Raw genomic sequence first — 17,126 nt, 5'->3', positions numbered from 1 at the left:
GGGGCCAGTCATTCATCCCGGCCTTACAGCGGTTCGGTCTGGGCTTCCACCACCGCCAGCGCCACCATGTTGACGATGCGGCGCACCGAGGCGATCGGCGTCAGGATGTGCACCGGCTTGGCGACCCCCATCAGCACCGGCCCGACGGTCACCCCTTCCGAGCAGGAGACGCGCAGCAGGTTGTAACTGATGCGCGCCGCTTCCATGTTCGGCATGATCAGCAGGTTGGCCGAGCCTTTCAGCGGGCTGTCCGGCATCAGATCGTGACGGATGCTTTCCACCAGCGCGGCGTCGCCGTGCATTTCGCCGTCGATCTCCAGCTCCGGCGCCAGCTCGTTCACCAACTCCAGCGTTTTGCGCATCTTGCGCGCCGCCGGGCAATCAGACGAGCCGAAGCTGGAGTGAGACAGCAGCGCCACCTTCGGTTCGATGCCGAAGCGGCGCACGGTTTCCGCCGCCATCAGGGTGATCTCCGCCAGCTGCTCCGGCGTCGGATCGTCGTTGACGTAGGTGTCGGCGATGAAGGTGTTGCCGCTCGGCAGCAGCAGCGCGTTCATCGCGCCGGCGACGTGCGCGCCTTCACGGAAACCGAACACGTTCTTCACCACGTCGTAATGCTCGTGGTAGCTGCCGATGGTGCCGCAGATCATCGCATCCGCTTCGCCGCGGTGCAGCATGATGGCGGCGATCAGCGTCGGGTTGCCGATCACCGCGCGGCGCGCCTGCTCTTGCGAAACGCCGCGGCGCTTCATGATTTGGTAGTACTCGCCCCAGTATTCATTGAAGCGCGGATCCGACTCGTTGTTCACCACTTCGAAATCTTTGCCCGGCGTCAGCTGCAGGCCCAGCTTTTTCAGGCGCATCTCGATCACGCTCGGCCGGCCGACCAGGATCGGGAAGGCCAGCCCCTGCGACACCAGCTCCTGCGTGGCGTGCAGCACGCGTTCCTCCTCGCCTTCCGCCAGCACCACCCGCTTCATCTCTTTGCGCGCCTGCGAGAAGATCGGTTTCATGAACAGGTTGGTTTTGTAGACGAACTCCGCCAGCTTCTCCACATAGGCGTCGAAGTCTTCGATCGGGCGCGTCGCCACGCCGGAATCCATCGCCGCCTTGGCCACCGCCGGCGCGATCTTGACGATCAGACGCGGATCGAACGGTTTCGGAATGATGTATTCCGGCCCGAAGGAGAGATCCTGATCGTCATAGGCGGAAGCCACCACGTCGCTCTGCTCCGCCAGCGCCAGATCGGCGATGGCATGCACGCAGGCCAGCTTCATCTCTTCGTTGATGGTGGTGGCGCCCACGTCCAGCGCGCCGCGGAAAATGAACGGGAAGCACAGGACGTTGTTCACCTGGTTCGGGTAGTCGGAACGGCCGGTACAGATGATGGCGTCCGGGCGCACCGCTTTGGCCAGCGGCGGCAGAATTTCCGGTTCCGGGTTGGCCAGCGCCATGATCAGCGGATCGCGCGCCATGGTTTTCACCATATCCTGCGTCAGGACGCCCGGGCCGGAGCAGCCGAGGAAGATGTCGGCGTTCGGGATGGCATCGCCCAGCGTGCGCTGGCCGTTATCCTCGATGGCGTAGGCGGCTTTGGTCTGTTCCATGTTGGCGTCGCGGCCTTTATAGATGACGCCCTTCGAGTCGCAGACGGTGATGTTCTGCTGACGCAGCCCCAGCGCCACCAGCAGGTTCAGGCAGGCGATGGACGCCGCGCCGGCGCCGGACACCACCAAACGCACGTCGGAGATGTTCTTCTTCACCACGCGCAGGCCGTTGAGCACCGCGGCGGTGGTAATGATCGCCGTGCCGTGCTGGTCGTCGTGGAACACCGGGATCTTCATGCGCTCACGCAGTTTCTGTTCGATGTAGAAACACTCCGGCGCCTTGATGTCTTCCAGGTTGATGCCGCCGAAGGTCGGTTCCAGCGCGGCGATAATGTCGATTAATTTGTCAGGGTTATGCTCATCCACTTCGATATCAAATACATCGATACCGGAAAACTTCTTGAACAAAACGCCCTTGCCTTCCATCACCGGCTTACCGGCCAACGCGCCGATATTGCCCAGACCCAGTACCGCCGTGCCGTTGGAAATCACCGCCACCAGATTGCCGCGCGCGGTGTATTTGTAGGCCGCCAGCGGATCTTCGGCGATCTCGAGGCAAGGCGCGGCGACGCCCGGCGAATAGGCCAGCGCCAGATCGCGCTGAGTCGCCAACGGTTTGGTAGGGGAAACCTGGATCTTCCCTGGGACAGGAAACTGATGGAAATCAAGGGCACTCTGTTTGAGCTGTTCGTCCATTATGGATTCCTTTGTTTTTTGCTTTTATGTTGAGGTAAGGCTTTGAGGCTGCGCCCTGCCGTGGGCCATGGCGCCCAATTACAATGACAGGGCACAGCCTTGAAGTATAGTGAGAGAAACATCACAAACTTTGAAGCGCGCCATAACCTTGGTCGAAAGAGCGTTTTAAAAGTAAAAAAAGAAGGCCTGCGGGACGAGCAGAGAAACGCCGCCGTCAGCGCGGCGGCAGCGTGGCGCGCCAGGCGTTGAGCGTCTCCACCTGGCCGGCGCAAATGTGTAACGAGGTTTGTAACGCCAGGGCATAGCTCACCGCATCGCCCCAGGTCTCCCCCTGCAGCTGCGGCTGCTCACAGGGCGCGAACACCGACTCAGGGGGCAACAGCGGCATGGCCTGCGGCGCCGGTGGCCGGGCGCAGGAGCTCAAGCACAGTGCCAGGCAGAGGCCGAGCGGCGCAGGGATCGTTTTTAATCGCTTCACGGTATTTCCTCTGATAAGCCTCGTGTTGCTGGCGCAGCTGCTGTTCCTGCCGCTGCTGCGCCGCCATCAGCGCGCGGTTTTGCGCGTCCTGTGTCTGCAAGGTGGCGATAAGCCCCGCCTGCTGCGCCAGGCTTTTTTGCAATTCCGCCGCCTGTTGCCGCGCGGACGCCAACTGGTGCGACAACAGCGAGCTGTAGCCGCCGAGGCAGATGGCCGCCAGCAACAGCAGCAGCAACCCGCCCTGCATCAGTTTCTGCAGCCAGCCGCTCATGCCGGGTAGTCCCGAAACGCCAGCTGGAAGTGCGGGCCGTCCTTGAGAGTTTTCCATTCGCCGCCCCATTCGACGTTGATGCCGCATTCACGCGCCGCGCGCCGCACCGCCACCGCAATCTGCGCGTAGTAATCCCACTCCCAGGAGACCACGCCCGCCGGCATCGCCACCACGTCCACCGCGTGCCCGGTCAGGTGGCGGCTGCGCAGCGTTTGGCTGCTGCCGGCGCGCACCATTTCCCGCTGGCGCGCCATGCTGCGCAGCCCCTCGCTGACGGAAAACGGCACCAGCGAATAACGCAGCGCCAGGCGAATAACGCGCACCAGATCCGGGTGCACGCCGCGCAGGTTCTCTTCGCTGCGGGCGGTAAAACGAATATCTTCAATGTCATTTAACATTTTTAAACCCCGTCTTTTTACCGATGAATTTTTTAATTAAGGCGTTGATGTAATCCGCCCCCATAAAACCAATCAGTACGCTGGCCAAATTCGCCCACTTTAATTCCAGGCCCATCAACGCCAGCGCATCGCGCACCGTCCAGGCCAATAACGCGCACATCGCCGCATTCAATAAGCGTCGCCGAATGCCCACGTTGCGGTAGGCGCCATGTAATAGCGCCATCACGCCGGCCAGAATGGCGTTCAATACCGGCTGAAGATATTCACATACTCGCTGGACTATTAAGCCAACAGCGTCAGGCTCTATGCTGGACATAGCTCATCTCCTTTTTTATTTTTAATTAAATGCCAATCACGGCCGGTGGGACATCGGATAATCAGAATCTAGTTAAGGATGCTATTACAAAGCAAATGAATAAATACAGGCCCTATGGTCGAATTCATTCACGCTGAACGTTGGCACAACACATAAACGCCAAGACAGGCGGCAGTAAATAAAAAATTCATTCTTATGGTGATTTATTTCGACTTTTGTTTTTACGAAAAATAAACATTAATGTCGGTGGGAAATACTTCCCCATCATAAAAACATCCACTCTGGAGAAATGCCATGTCCACACGCAAAGCCGTTATTGGGTATTATTTTATTCCAACCAACCAAATCAATAACTACACCGAGTCCGATACCTCTATCGTGCCGTTCCCGGTTTCCAACATCACGCCGGCCAAAGCCAAACAGCTGACGCACATTAACTTCTCGTTCCTGGATATCAACAGCAACCTGGAATGCGCCTGGGATCCGGCCACCAACGACGCCAAGGCGCGCGATGTGGTCAACCGTTTGACCGCGCTCAAAGCGCATAACCCCAGCCTGCGCATCATGTTCTCCATCGGCGGCTGGTACTACTCCAACGATCTGGGCGTGTCGCACGCCAACTACGTCAACGCGGTGAAAACCCCGGCGTCGCGCGCCAAGTTCGCCCAATCCTGCGTGCGCATCATGAAGGATTACGGCTTCGACGGCGTGGACATCGACTGGGAGTATCCGCAGGCGGCGGAAGTGGACGGCTTCATCGCCGCGCTGCAAGAGATCCGCACCCTGCTGAATCAGCAAACCGTCGCCGACGGCCGCCAGGCGTTGCCGTACCAGTTGACCATCGCCGGCGCCGGCGGCGCCTTCTTCCTGTCGCGCTATTACAGCAAGCTGGCGCAGATCGTCGCGCCGCTCGATTACATCAACCTGATGACCTACGATCTGGCCGGCCCCTGGGAGAAGGTAACCAACCACCAGGCGGCGCTGTTCGGCGATGCGGCCGGGCCGACCTTCTACAACGCGCTGCGCGAAGCCAATCTGGGCTGGAGCTGGGAAGAGCTGACCCGCGCCTTCCCCAGCCCGTTCAGCCTGACGGTCGACGCCGCGGTGCAGCAGCACCTGATGATGGAAGGCGTGCCGAGCGCCAAAATCGTGATGGGCGTGCCCTTCTACGGCCGCGCCTTCAAGGGCGTCAGCGGCGGCAACGGCGGGCAATACAGCAGCCACAGCACGCCGGGCGAAGATCCGTATCCGAGCACCGACTACTGGCTGGTGGGCTGCGAAGAGTGCGTGCGCGACAAGGATCCGCGCATCGCCTCCTATCGCCAGTTGGAGCAGATGCTGCAGGGCAACTACGGCTATCAGCGGTTGTGGAACGACAAGACCAAAACCCCTTATCTGTATCATGCGCAGAACGGGCTGTTCGTCACCTATGACGATGCCGAGAGCTTCAAATACAAAGCGAAGTACATCAAGCAGCAGCAGCTGGGCGGCGTGATGTTCTGGCATCTGGGGCAAGACAACCGCAACGGCGATCTGCTGGCCGCGCTGGATCGCTATTTCAACGCCGCGGACTACGACGACAGCCAGCTGGATATGGGCACCGGGCTGCGCTACACCGGCGTCGGCCCCGGCAACCTGCCTATCATGACCGCGCCGGCCTATGTGCCGGGCACCACTTACGCGCAGGGCGCGCTGGTGTCCTACCAGGGCTACGTCTGGCAGACCAAGTGGGGTTACATCACCTCTGCGCCGGGTTCAGACAGCGCCTGGCTGAAAGTGGGCCGCGTGGCGTAAACCATAAAAAAACCCCGTAGCCGAATGCTGCGGGGTTTTCATTGAGTTAACCGTTTGATTTTCGCGTCCCTTCGTCTCTATTCCTTCAGTTGTGGCACCATGGATAACCGCCATCCCGCACCACTTCGCGGCCCATCAGGCTGTAGACATCGCTTTTGCGCGTCAGCCGCTCATGCCACCAGTTAAACCCGGCGCCCTTGCTGGCCGGGTGCCACGCCAGCCAAATCATTTCGTCGCCCTTTTGCATCTCCACCGGCACCGTCACCAGTTCGCCGCTGGCCAGTTCCTTTTCGATCAGCGCAGGCGGCAGAAAAGCATGGCCGATGCCGCGCTTGAGCAGCGCCAGGTTGCTTTCCACATCGCACACCACCAGTTGACGCTGCAAGGGCAGCGTACCGTGATTGCGTTTGGGCAGCTCATGGCTGCTGTCGGCGATCGCGACCACGATGTCGTTCAACCGCTGCTTCTTGCATACCGGCTTTCTCTGCGCCGCGAACGGGTGCGAAGGCGATACGCACAGCACGAAATTGAGCTTGCCGAGCATCAGGGTTTTGGCCTGCACGCTGTCGGGGATTTGGCCGATGGCGATGATCAGATCCGCCCGGTTGTTCTTCAGCGCATCCCAGGTGCCGTTCAACGCTTCCCGCTGCACCGAGATATTGGCGTTCGGGCAATGTTGAATATAGTCGCGGATATCCTGCGTCAGCGTTTCCAGCGGGAAGAAGGTATCTACCGCCAGGCGGATATTATTGTCCAGCTTGGGGATGTTGCGCACCCGGCTTTCCAGATCCTGCACCGCATTTAAAATCCAACTGCCTTCCTGCAGGAGAAATTCCCCTTCATCCGTCAGGGTAATCATGGGGCCATTGCGATGAAAAAGTTTCACGCAGAGTTTGCTTTCAATATTGGAAACCCGATAAGAGATCGCCGAAGGCGTTTTATGCAGCGCCTCCGCCGCCATAGAGAAAGATCCGGTGTTCTTGATGGTGCTGATTATTTTAATCGCGTCCAGGGATAATCTAGTCATACAAATTCCTCTTTAAAATAAAATAAGAAAAATGACACTAAATTCCCAAGGTGGTGGCGCACAAAAATCGATCAAATCAAACAAGGGTACTCAACGCAACAAGCAATATACTTCATAAATGAGAGCGCTATCTTAAATACTATTCATCACTACTTGATATAAATTTCATCATAGCGCCGTGCTTTTACACTGTGACAGTTAAATAAATTCGGCCTAACGATCAAAGATTGTCATCATAATATTTTTCGTTAATAGCCGGTAAAACATTCCGATCTACGGCCAAACCAGAATGGTAAAAATAAAACAAGCCGACAGAAATGGTTATTTCCAATTGCGTTATTAGTCTCTCATTTTGTCGGTGAAATACGCTCAACTTACAACATAATTTCAGTCAGGAGTGACTTATGAACAAAACTTCCCGTACCCTGCTCTCTCTGGGCTTGCTGAGCGCGGCCATGTTCGGCGTTTCGCAACAGGCGAATGCTCACGGTTATGTCGAATCGCCGGCCAGCCGCGCCTACCAGTGCAAACTGCAGCTCAACACGCAGTGCGGCAGCGTGCAGTACGAACCGCAGAGCGTCGAAGGCCTGAAAGGCTTCCCGCAGGCCGGCCCGGCTGACGGCCATATCGCCAGCGCCGACAAGTCCACCTTCTTCGAACTGGATCAGCAAACGCCGACGCGCTGGAACAAGCTCAATCTGAAAACCGGCCCGAACTCCTTTACCTGGAAGCTGACCGCCCGTCACAGCACCACCAGCTGGCGCTATTTCATCACCAAGCCGAACTGGGACGCTTCGCAGCCGCTGACCCGCGCTTCCTTTGACCTGACGCCGTTCTGCCAGTTCAACGACGGCGGCGCCATCCCTGCCGCACAGGTCACCCACCAGTGCAACATACCGGCAGATCGCAGCGGTTCGCACGTGATCCTTGCCGTGTGGGACATAGCCGACACCGCTAACGCCTTCTATCAGGCGATCGACGTCAACCTGAGCAAATAATCGGTCAAATGAGGAGATCGTTGAGGGTTCAGCCTGGCGCTGAACCCTTTTTTGCAGGTGTCGCTATTGCGACATGTTGAGGATAGTGCGCACATTGAGCGCGCTGGTGGCGATAATGTCGATGGCGCCGGTGCGCAAAGCGCCCAAAATCGCCAGCGCCTTGGTATTCTCGGAAGCAATGGCGATCACGCAAGGGATTTTGCGCAGCTCATCAATGCTCAGCCCGATCACTCTGTCATTCATCACCGTGTCGACATGCTGGCCCTGAGCATTGAAAAAATCATAGCCGGCGATGTCGCCGATCACGCCCTGATTGAGGCTGGCGTCGATAATCTCGTGCGGCGTAAACCACCCCAATTTCACCATATAACTGTTTTCATTCATGTCGCCAATGCCGACTAACGCCACATCGGCCTTACGCGCACGATCCAGCGTTTCCTTGATCGTGCCGTTCTGCATGAAGGCGTCTTTCAGCGCGCGATTTTCGACGTAGGCCGGCGCATAGAGCGTCTCGCTGCTGCCGCCGAACTTCTTCGCCAAACGCCGGCTGATATGGTCGGCGTTGATCGCGTCGCCCGGACGGTGGGTGCCGCCGATGCCGCAGATGAACTTGCAGTTGCGTTCCGTCACACTGCCGACATGATCGGCGATCGCCGCCACGTTGCGTCCCTGGCCGACCGCCAACACCATATCGTCTTTCAGCGACATCGCCAGATAATTGGACACCAGCGCCGCCACCTGCCGACGCTGTTCCTCTTCGTCCTGATGGTCGAGCGCGATCAACGCGCGGCTGATGGGAAAACGTTCCATCATCTGCTGTTCCAGCCGGGTGCTGAATACCGGGTGATAACGCACGTTGATCTCGACGATGCCTTCTTCCTTGGCGCGCTTGAGCAAACGACCGACTTTGATCCGTGAGATACCGAACTTTTTGGCGATCTCTTCCTGCGTGATCTCATCCTGATAATAAGCAACGGCGATTTCGGTCAGCAGTTCGTTATCCTGGGACACAGTTTGTTTTTCCATCCGTTAGACGTTTCCCCACGGCAGGCCGGTTGATGATGGCGGAGGGACGATACACGCCCCTCCGACAAGGCTGAATGCCCGCTAGTATAACGCGTTCAGGCGGCAACGGTATTCAGTCGTTGCTCCACCTCGTCCGCCAATCGGGTCAAGAGCAGGCAGCAAGATACCGCGCCGGCGTCCAGTACGCCGCGCGAACGCTCGCCCAGACGGCTGGCGCGGCCGATTTTCGCCACCAGCTCGCGGGTGGAGTCCCGCCCGCGCTCTGCGGCGATTTTCATTTGTTCCAGCGCAGCGGCGAAGTCGTCACCGCGTCCCACCGCCTGCTCAAATGCCGCCACCGCCGGTATCAGCGTATCCATCAGACACTTGTCGCCCACGCCCGCGCTGCTGATGTCCTGCAGTTCGCGCAACCCGCCGTGCAACATCGCCAAAAATGCCTGCTTGTCCAGCACGCTGCGCTCACGGACGCTCTCCGCCATGCCCATGAACAGGCTGCCGTACAGCGGCCCCATCGAACCGCCGATGCCCTCCATCAGCGCATCCGATACCGCATCGAACGCCTGCGCCAGCGTGAGCTCGCGGCCGCGAATGGCATCGCCGCACATCGCGAATCCCTTCGACATATTAATGCCGTGGTCACCGTCGCCGATGGCGCCGTCGATTTCGCTCAGATACTCGCGGTTGCTGACAATGGTTTCTATCAGCCCCGTAACGATCTCACTGCCGTACCGGGTTGAAATTTGTTCCGTCATGATTCACTCCACCTGGGTTAAGCCTAAAGATTGCGCCGGCATGTCCAGCAGCGTTTTCAGTTCGTCATCCAGCGTCATCAGCGTCAGCGTCACGCCCATCATTTCCAGCGACGTGAAGTAATTGCCGACGTAGCGCCGATGCACCCGCACGCCTTTCGCCGTCAACCGACGCTCTATTTCGGCATAATAGATATACAGCTCCATCACCGGCGTGGCGCCAAGCCCGGAGATCAGCAACGCCACCTCCTGCCCCTGTTCCAGCGGCATGTCGTTGAGCACGAAATCGAGCATGGTGCCGGCCATCGCCGACGCCGATTGGATCGGCGATACCTCAATGCCCGGTTCGCCGTGATGGCCGATGCCGATCTCCATCTTGCCGTCTTCGATATGAAAATTGGGTTTGCCGACCGCGGGAATGGTGCAGGAACTGAGGCCGACGCCGATCGAACGACACCGGTCGATGGCCTTTTGCGCCGCGCCGATCACGCCGTCCAGATCGTATCCCTTGGCCGCCGCCGCCGCGCCGACCTTCCACATCAGAATTTCGCCGGCCACGCCGCGCCGTTTATCGATCTCACTGGCCGGCGCCGAGGCGACATCATCGTTGGCCACCACGGTTTTCACCCGTATGCCGGCCGCCGTGGCCTTCTTGATCGCCATCTTGACGTTCATGTTGTCGCCGGCGTAGTTGCCGTACAGGCAAGCGACGCCCGCACCGCTGTCCGCCGCCTTGAAAGCGTCGAGAAAAGCCCCCGCCGTAGGCGATGAAAAAATCTCGCCAATCGCGACGGCATCCAACATGTTTTTGCCGACATACCCCAGGAACGCCGGCTCGTGGCCGGAACCGCCGCCGGTGACGATGCCCACTTTGCCGGCGATCGGCGCAGGCGGATATTTCAACACCCGCGCATTGTCGGTGGCGGCATAATAGTTCGGGTGGGCCAGCCTGTAGCCCTGAATGGCGTCTTCCACTACGTGATCGGGATCGTTAATGATTCTGTTCATCGCGGCCTCTCTGTCGCCTGAATAAGAAATTATTGAATGGTGTAACCGCCGTCGACCACCAGGTTGGCGCCGGTGATCATCGCCGCCGCGTCGCCGGCCAAAAACAGGGCGCTGGCGGCGATATCTTGCGGCTCGGCGAAACGCCGCAGCGGGATTTTCTGCTTCATTTGTTCCGCCACCTCGCCTGACCAGGCCTTACGGCCCAGCTCCGTCAAAACCACGGTGGGCGAAATGGCGTTGACCCGCACGTTGTGCGGCCCCCACTCCAGCGCCAACACCTGGGTCATACCGATTACGCCCGCCTTGCTGGCGCAATAGGCCAGGTGATTAGGCAAAGCCACTACGCCGGCCTGCGAGGCGAGATTGATGATGCTGCCGCCGCGCTGGCGAATGAAACGGCGCCCCACCGCCTGGCAGGTAAGAAACACGCCTTTCAGATTGACCGCCAGGGTTGCATCCCACGCCGTTTCCGGCAGCTCCTCGGCCGGATGCAGCGCGACGATGCCGGCGCTGTTGACCAGCACGTCCAGCCGCCCGAAATGCGCCTCAATCTGCGCTATCGCCCGCTCCACCGACGCGGCATCGGTGACGTCGGCCACGACGCCCACCGCCGCCTCGGCGCCCAGCTGTCGCGCCACTTCCGCAACCTGCAGCGCCCGATCGAGCAGCGCCACGCGCGCGCCGTTTTGCAGATAGCGTTCGGCAATAGCGAGACCGATCCCCGCAGCGCCACCGGTAATCAACGCCACCTTGCCCTGCAGCGAGAGCTCGCGCGGCGCCGTAGTTTGATGATTAATCATAAATTTCCCCTTAAAACTGTGAACTTCACCCTCGGTCAGGATATTTTCGCCAAACTCGCGCCGCGTTCTTCCTGCGCCGTCGCGCTTTCTTTCGGCAGCGTGACAAATTTCATCAGCACGCCGCTGAACAGGTACAAACCGGTAAAGATCCAGATCACGCCAACGGTGCCGAGACTGCCGATAAACAGCCCCACCACCGCCGGGCCGACAAAGGTGCTCAGGCCGGCCCCCAGATTGAGAATCGACATCGCCGCGCCCTTATTGTCCGGCGGCGCAAACGGTCAGCAGGTAGTTGGCGCCGAAGAATTGCGGCACGTAGTAGAACATCAGCGTGGTCAAGGCACAGCCGACGCAGCCAAACCACATCACCACATTGCGCCAGCCGAGCCCGTCGCTGATCACGCCGAAAATCAGGTTGAAAATGATGTTGACCGTCCACAGCGCGGCGTACATCTGCAGCCAATGCGTGCGGGTGAACCCCATATCCATCATGTACATGGGCATGAATACGACGAAGCCGTAAGCCGCAGAGGTATTAATGGTGCGCACGATGCCGCCCAGGCCAATCTTCGGGTTTTCAAACGCGATGGTGATGCCCTTCAAGACATAACCCAGCGACGCTTTTTCCCGGTTGCCGCTCTGTGCCGCGCCGTCGTCGCGATTGAGCATCAGCGCAATCACCGCGCCCAGCACGACGAAAATCAGCGCGCTCCACAGCGTGTGGATCTCGCCGAGATAAGGCAGCATGATGCTGGAATACAGCACGCCCAGCACGCTGAGCCCGCCGCTGTAGACGAACCAGAAAATCCCCACCGCCGACCCCAGCCTTTCCGGCGGCGCCTCATACGCCACCCACACCAGAAAACCGTAGGCGAACAACGGATAACCCAAGCCGCGCAGCGCATAGGTCGGCACCATGATCGCCAGGTTGTTGCTCGGCAGGCCGAACGTCAAAAAACACACCGAACCGAACAGAAACAGCAGCAGGCCGGCCAACATCACCCGCCGGGCGGTAAAGATTTCCGCCAACACGCCGGAAAACCAGGCGGCGATGGCGGCCGCAAAGCCATAAACGCTGAACAGCAGCGCCGATTCCTGAATGCTCAGCCCTTTGCCAATCAAATACGGCGACAGCCAGCCCTGTTCCAGCCCTTCGCCCATCATGAACACCAACACGCCGGCATAGCCCAGCAGCAGTTTCGGTGACAGACCAATGCGATGAATCAGTCCATGCAACATAGAACACCCCAGCACATGTGATTATGGAGGCGCAGGCTCGCCCGCACCCGAGGAACGACGCAGGTTTCAGAGGTTTGGATTAAGCACCACTTTGATTGAACCGATACCGCGCTTCATCAGCTCGAAACCTTCGGCGAACTGTTCCAGCGGCAACGTATGCGTCACCACGCCTTCGGTCGGCAGATCGCCATTGGCGATGCCTTCGATCACCAGCGGATAGCAGTAAGGGCCGAGGTGCGAACCGAGCACGTCCAGTTCCTTGCGGTCGCTGATGATGCTCCAGTCGACGGTCACCGGATCCTTAAACACGGAAAATTCGACGAAGGTGCCGAGCTTGCGGATCAGCGTCAGGCCCTGTTCCACGGACTTCTGTGCGCCGGTCGCCTCGATGTAGATGTCGCAGCCGTAGCCCTCGGTCATCGCTTTAACCGCGGCGGGCACGTCGTCACGGGTCGGGTTCAGCGTCACATCCGCGCCGAAGCGCTTCGCCAAGGCCAGACGTTCGTCGGACAGATCCAGCACCACCAGCTTCGAGGGCCCGGATTTCTTGATGGCCCCGATCATGCCCAGCCCCAGGGTGCCGGCGCCGGCCAACACCACCACATCGCCCAGTTTGATATTGGCGCGTTGCACCGCATGGAAGGAGCAAGCATAGGGTTCGATCAGAATGGCTTTTTCGAGCGGCAGGTCGGCCGGCACATGATAGTTAATCGCCTCTTTGGTGAACTTCATGTACTCGGCCATGCCGCCGTTAACGTTTTTCTGGAAACCGTACAGGTCATGCTTTTCGCACATCCAATACTGACCGCGGTTGCAGAAGCGGCATTGCCAGCAGGGAACGATTTGTTCTGATATCACGCGATCGCCGAGATTGAAGCCCTCGACGCCTTCACCGTACCCCACGACATGGCCGATAAATTCATGGCCGGGGATCATCGGCGCCTTGATGTACGCCGGTTGTTTTTCATCGCCCCAGAAGCTGGGCGCCCCTTCGAACGCTTTAACATCACCGGCGCAGATGCCGCAGGCCTCGATCTTCACCAGGATCTCTTTCGGGCCGATCTTCGGTACCGGCACCTGTTCCAGGCGGTAATCTTTCGGGGCGTACGCCACAACCGCCTTCATTATCTCGGGGATACCGGCCGCCATTTTCGCCTCTGTTATGCAGGTCTGACACATAGCACTCTCCTCTGGTAGGGAAACTTCTTTTGATCATTAACACAAACAAAGAACAAATGAACACTAACGCCATGCGTTCAATTTGCCCACAGTGAACTTATCAAAGTGTGATATCGCTCAAAAACCCGTCTCCACTAGAGTAAATAACGATTAAAAGCCCTTTTTTAGTGACTAAGATCACCTTTTACAGTGGCAAACTGAAAATCCAGGCAAAAAACAAAAGAACAAAGATTGAACATTTGATTAAACAGGGATACGGTAATGAACGTGGCGCCACCGAGGATCGCCACCCTTTTCGTTACCAATCAGGAGACCGCTATGCTGCCTATCGCCATCGGCGCCGATGATGCCGCCATTGAACTGAAAGATCTGATCGTTGCCCACCTGCAACAACGGGACATCCCCGTCATTGACTACACGACGGATCGCGCCGCAGAAACGGGGATCTATCCCGATATCGCCTATCGCGTCGCGCAGGCGATACGGGAGGAAAAACATCGGCGGGGCATCCTGCTGTGCGGCACCGGCATCGGTATGAGCATCGTGGCCAATAAAGTGCCCGGCATTCGTGCGGCGCAATGTCACGATACCTACTCCGCCCAGCGGGCGCGCAAAAGCAATGATGCTCAGATCATCACGCTGGGCGCGCGGGTCATCGGTGCCGAACTGGCGAAAACCATCGTCGATGCCTGGCTGGAATCGGAGTTTGAAGGGGGGGGATCGGCGCCGAAAGTCGAGCGGATCGGCTATTACGAAAACGCGGCCGGACGGCGTTAAACCGCCTGCCGTCTCGATGGCGGTCGCGCGCAAGCCGCGCTCCGCCTGGGTTTATTCGGCATTCATTGTTATTATCCATCGCAACAATCAGAAAAAGCGCATTTTCATTCTCGATCCGATGATGCAGTGTGTTCCCCCTATGATGAAAAAGGTTCTCATTTCCCTACATTGAGCTTGGTCAAGGAGCTTATCAATGAATCAATTAGACGCACTCAAGCAGCTGACCACGGTGGTCGCCGACAGCGGCGATATCGAATCCATCCGCCAGTTCGAACCCCAGGACGCCACCACCAACCCTTCGCTGATCCTGAAAGCCGCCGCGCTGCCGCAGTACAAGGCGCTGATCACCGAAGCGTTGGAGTATGCCCGCCGCCAGGGCGGCAGCAAGGAAACCCAGCTGATCAACGCCAGCGATAAGCTGGCGGTCAATATCGGCGTCGAGATCCTCAAAAGCGTGCCGGGCCGCATCTCCACCGAAGTGGACGCCCGCCTGTCGTTCGACCGCGGCATGTGCGTCGCCAAAGCGCGCAAGCTGATCGCCATGTACCAAGAACAAGGCATCGACAAATCGCGCATCCTGATCAAACTGGCTTCCACCTGGGAAGGCATCAAAGCCGCCGAGGAGCTGGAAAAAGAAGGCATCAACACCAACCTGACGCTGCTGTTCTCCTTCGCCCAGGCTCGCGCCTGCGCCGAAGCCGGCGTGTATCTGATCTCGCCGTTCGTCGGCCGCATCTATGACTGGTACCAGGCCAAACAGCCTGTCGCCGACTACGACGCCGATCGGGATCCGGGCGTGAAATCGGTGCGCACCATCTATGAATACTACAAGCGTCATCGTTACCAGACGGTGATCATGGGCGCCAGCTTCCGCAAGGTTGAGCAGATCCTGGCGCTGGCCGGCTGCGATCGCCTGACCATCGCGCCAAACCTGCTGGAACAGCTGAAAAACAGCGAGCAGCCGGTCGAACGCAAGCTGACCCCGTCTACCGAGGGCTTCCACCAACCGGCTCCGCTGGCCGAAGCGGAGTTCCGCTGGCTGCACAACCAGGACGCCATGGCGGTGGAAAAACTCGCCGAAGGCATTCGCCTGTTCGCCGTCGACCAGCAGAAGCTGGAAGACATGTTGGCCGCTCAACTGTAATCGCACTGGAGTTTCGTTATGTCTTCTCGTAAAGAGCTTGCCAACGCTATCCGCGCACTCAGCATGGACGCCGTACAAAAAGCAAATTCCGGCCACCCGGGGGCCCCTATGGGCATGGCGGACATCGCCGAAGTCCTGTGGCGTGACTACCTCAACCACAACCCGACTAACCCGCACTGGGCTGACCGCGACCGTTTCGTGCTCTCCAACGGCCACGGCTCCATGTTGATTTACAGCCTCCTGCACCTCACCGGCTATGACCTGCCGATGCGCGAGCTGGAAAACTTCCGTCAGCTGCATTCCAAAACCCCGGGCCACCCGGAGTACGGTTACACCCCGGGCGTTGAAACCACCACCGGCCCGCTGGGCCAGGGCATCGCCAACGCCGTCGGTTTCGCCATCGCCGAACGCACCCTGGCGGCGCAGTTCAACCGCCCCGGCCACGACATCGTCGACCACCACACCTACGCCTTCATGGGCGACGGCTGCATGATGGAAGGCATCTCGCACGAAGTCTGCTCCCTGGCCGGCACCCTCAAGCTCGGCAAGCTGACCGCCTTCTACGATGACAACGGCATCTCCATCGACGGCCACGTCGACGGCTGGTTCACCGACGACACCGCCCTGCGTTTCGAAGCCTACGGCTGGCACGTGGTGCGCAACGTCGACGGCCACAACCCGGACGCCATCAAGGCCGCGATTGAAGAAGCCCGCAAGGTGACCGACAAGCCGTCGTTGCTGATGTGCAAGACCGTTATCGGTTTCGGTTCGCCGAACAAGGCCGGCACCCATGACGTGCACGGCGCCGCGCTGGGCGCCGCCGAAGTGGCCGCCACCCGCGAAGCGCTGGGCTGGAAATACGCCGCCTTTGAAATCCCGCAGGACATCTACGCCCAGTGGGACGCCAAAGAAGCCGGTCAGGCCAAAGAAGCGGCCTGGAACGACAAGTTCGCCGCCTACGCCAGGGCCTTCCCGGAACTGGCCGCCGAGTTCAAGCGCCGCATGAACGGCGAGCTGCCGGCCGGCTGGAAAGCCGACGCCAAGGCGTTCGTGGAAAAACTGCAGGCCAACCCGGCCAACATCGCCAGCCGCAAGGCGTCGCAGAACGCGCTGGAAGCGTTCGGCAAGGTGCTGCCGGAGTTCCTGGGCGGCTCCGCCGACCTGGCGCCGAGCAACCTGACCATGTGGTCCGGCTCGAAAGCGCTGAACGTTGACCCGGCGGGCAATTACATTCATTACGGCGTGCGCGAGTTCGGCATGACCGCCATCACCAACGGCATCGCGCTGCACGGCGGCTTCCTGCCGTACTCGGCGACCTTCCTGATGTTCGTGGAATACGCCCGCAACGCGGTGCGCATGGCGGCGCTGATGAAGCTGCGCAATGTGTTCGTCTACACCCACGACTCCATCGGTCTGGGCGAAGACGGCCCGACTCACCAGCCGGTGGAGCAGTTGGCGAGCCTGCGCGTGACCCCGAACATGAGCACCTGGCGCCCGTGCGACCAGGTGGAATCGGCGGTGGCGTGGCAGTACGGCATCGAGCGTAACGACGGCCCGACCACCCTGGTGTTCTCGCGCCAGAACCTGACCCAGCAGCCGCGCACCGCAGAGCAGCTGGC

Annotated in this window: 16 protein-coding genes and 1 pseudogene; 5 read left to right on the top strand and 12 right to left on the bottom strand. The window is 59.4% G+C overall.

The features are described 5' to 3' along the window. Window positions 1–23 precede the first annotated feature (23 nt). From maeB to ACJ8OK_RS00065, 5 genes are all read right to left on the bottom strand, one after another. Window positions 24–2,303: an NADP-dependent oxaloacetate-decarboxylating malate dehydrogenase gene (gene maeB / locus ACJ8OK_RS00085; RefSeq protein WP_004936542.1), complete on the bottom strand. Its 2,280-nt coding sequence runs from the start codon at window positions 2,301–2,303 to the stop codon at window positions 24–26. A 214-nt stretch (window positions 2,304–2,517) separates the two neighbouring features. Next, window positions 2,518–2,691: an Rz1-like lysis system protein LysC gene (gene lysC / locus ACJ8OK_RS00080; RefSeq protein ID WP_004936544.1), complete on the bottom strand. Its 174-nt coding sequence runs from the start codon at window positions 2,689–2,691 to the stop codon at window positions 2,518–2,520. Beyond that, window positions 2,672–3,052, bottom strand: a complete 381-nt coding sequence (locus ACJ8OK_RS00075) for a DUF2570 family protein (protein ID WP_033632420.1) — start codon at window positions 3,050–3,052, stop codon at window positions 2,672–2,674. The genes lysC and ACJ8OK_RS00075 overlap by 20 nt, the downstream gene beginning before the upstream one ends. Beyond that, window positions 3,049–3,450: a M15 family metallopeptidase gene (locus tag ACJ8OK_RS00070; protein ID WP_060560024.1), complete on the bottom strand. Its 402-nt coding sequence runs from the start codon at window positions 3,448–3,450 to the stop codon at window positions 3,049–3,051. The genes ACJ8OK_RS00075 and ACJ8OK_RS00070 overlap by 4 nt, the downstream gene beginning before the upstream one ends. Next, window positions 3,440–3,766, bottom strand: a complete 327-nt coding sequence (locus ACJ8OK_RS00065; RefSeq protein WP_004936551.1) for a phage holin, lambda family — start codon at window positions 3,764–3,766, stop codon at window positions 3,440–3,442. Before ACJ8OK_RS00065 ends, ACJ8OK_RS00070 begins: the two co-directional genes overlap by 11 nt. Window positions 3,767–4,060: 294 nt before the next feature. On the opposite strand from ACJ8OK_RS00065, the gene ACJ8OK_RS00060 reads away from it, so the two are divergent. Beyond that, on the top strand, window positions 4,061–5,560 hold the full coding sequence (locus ACJ8OK_RS00060) for a glycosyl hydrolase family 18 protein (protein WP_033632419.1): 1,500 nt from the start codon (window positions 4,061–4,063) through the stop codon (window positions 5,558–5,560). Between the two features lie 85 nt (window positions 5,561–5,645). On the opposite strand, the gene ACJ8OK_RS00055 is transcribed toward ACJ8OK_RS00060, so the two are convergent. Continuing rightward, window positions 5,646–6,587 carry a LysR family transcriptional regulator gene (locus tag ACJ8OK_RS00055; RefSeq protein ID WP_031300578.1) on the bottom strand — a complete coding sequence of 314 codons (942 nt, stop codon included), beginning with the start codon at window positions 6,585–6,587 and terminating at the stop codon, window positions 5,646–5,648. Between the two features lie 404 nt (window positions 6,588–6,991). Here ACJ8OK_RS00055 and ACJ8OK_RS00050 point away from each other — a divergent pair, with 404 nt between their 5' ends. After that, window positions 6,992–7,585 (top strand): lytic polysaccharide monooxygenase, encoded by a 594-nt coding sequence (locus ACJ8OK_RS00050; protein WP_004936574.1) that lies wholly within the window; start codon window positions 6,992–6,994, stop codon window positions 7,583–7,585. 63 nt (window positions 7,586–7,648) lie between these two features. Here the strand turns inward: ACJ8OK_RS00050 and ACJ8OK_RS00045 are convergent, their stop codons facing one another. The 6 genes and pseudogenes from ACJ8OK_RS00045 to ACJ8OK_RS00020 all read right to left on the bottom strand — a co-directional run bounded on the left by ACJ8OK_RS00045 (window position 7,649) and on the right by ACJ8OK_RS00020 (window position 13,586). Then, a complete protein-coding gene (locus ACJ8OK_RS00045; RefSeq protein WP_004936575.1) occupies window positions 7,649–8,611 on the bottom strand; it encodes a sugar-binding transcriptional regulator in 963 nt (320 codons plus the stop codon). 95 nt (window positions 8,612–8,706) lie between these two features. After that, window positions 8,707–9,363, bottom strand: coding sequence for a dihydroxyacetone kinase subunit DhaL (dhaL, locus tag ACJ8OK_RS00040; RefSeq protein ID WP_004936578.1), 657 nt, complete (start codon window positions 9,361–9,363; stop codon window positions 8,707–8,709). A gap of 3 nt (window positions 9,364–9,366) precedes the next feature. Then, a complete protein-coding gene (locus ACJ8OK_RS00035) occupies window positions 9,367–10,368 on the bottom strand; it encodes a dihydroxyacetone kinase subunit DhaK (protein ID WP_004936581.1) in 1,002 nt (333 codons plus the stop codon). Between the two features lie 29 nt (window positions 10,369–10,397). Beyond that, window positions 10,398–11,168: an SDR family oxidoreductase gene (locus ACJ8OK_RS00030; protein ID WP_442530318.1), complete on the bottom strand. Its 771-nt coding sequence runs from the start codon at window positions 11,166–11,168 to the stop codon at window positions 10,398–10,400. A gap of 35 nt (window positions 11,169–11,203) precedes the next feature. Further along, window positions 11,204–12,407, bottom strand: a pseudogene (locus ACJ8OK_RS00025) (MFS transporter). Window positions 12,408–12,473: 66 nt separating this feature from the next. Next, complete coding sequence (locus ACJ8OK_RS00020; RefSeq protein ID WP_342140373.1) at window positions 12,474–13,586, bottom strand: MDR/zinc-dependent alcohol dehydrogenase-like family protein; 1,113 nt, start codon at window positions 13,584–13,586, stop codon at window positions 12,474–12,476. 318 nt (window positions 13,587–13,904) lie between these two features. Between ACJ8OK_RS00020 and rpiB the strand changes: the two genes are divergently transcribed. From rpiB to tkt, 3 genes are all read left to right on the top strand, one after another. Beyond that, the gene (rpiB, locus tag ACJ8OK_RS00015) at window positions 13,905–14,363 is read left to right on the top strand and encodes a ribose 5-phosphate isomerase B (protein WP_004936593.1); all 459 of its coding nucleotides are present in this window, start codon (window positions 13,905–13,907) and stop codon (window positions 14,361–14,363) included. A 193-nt stretch (window positions 14,364–14,556) separates the two neighbouring features. After that, the gene (tal, locus tag ACJ8OK_RS00010) at window positions 14,557–15,507 is read left to right on the top strand and encodes a transaldolase (RefSeq protein WP_060560029.1); all 951 of its coding nucleotides are present in this window, start codon (window positions 14,557–14,559) and stop codon (window positions 15,505–15,507) included. Window positions 15,508–15,525: 18 nt separating this feature from the next. Beyond that, the coding region (tkt, locus tag ACJ8OK_RS00005) for a transketolase (RefSeq protein ID WP_442530317.1) at window positions 15,526–17,126 on the top strand (1,601 nt) is incomplete at its 3' end.

Origin of the sequence: Serratia sp. CY71090 (genome assembly GCF_052166845.1) — a bacterium.
GTDB lineage: Bacteria > Pseudomonadota > Gammaproteobacteria > Enterobacterales > Enterobacteriaceae > Serratia > Serratia nematodiphila.
This window is presented reverse-complemented; position numbering and strand designations above follow the sequence as displayed.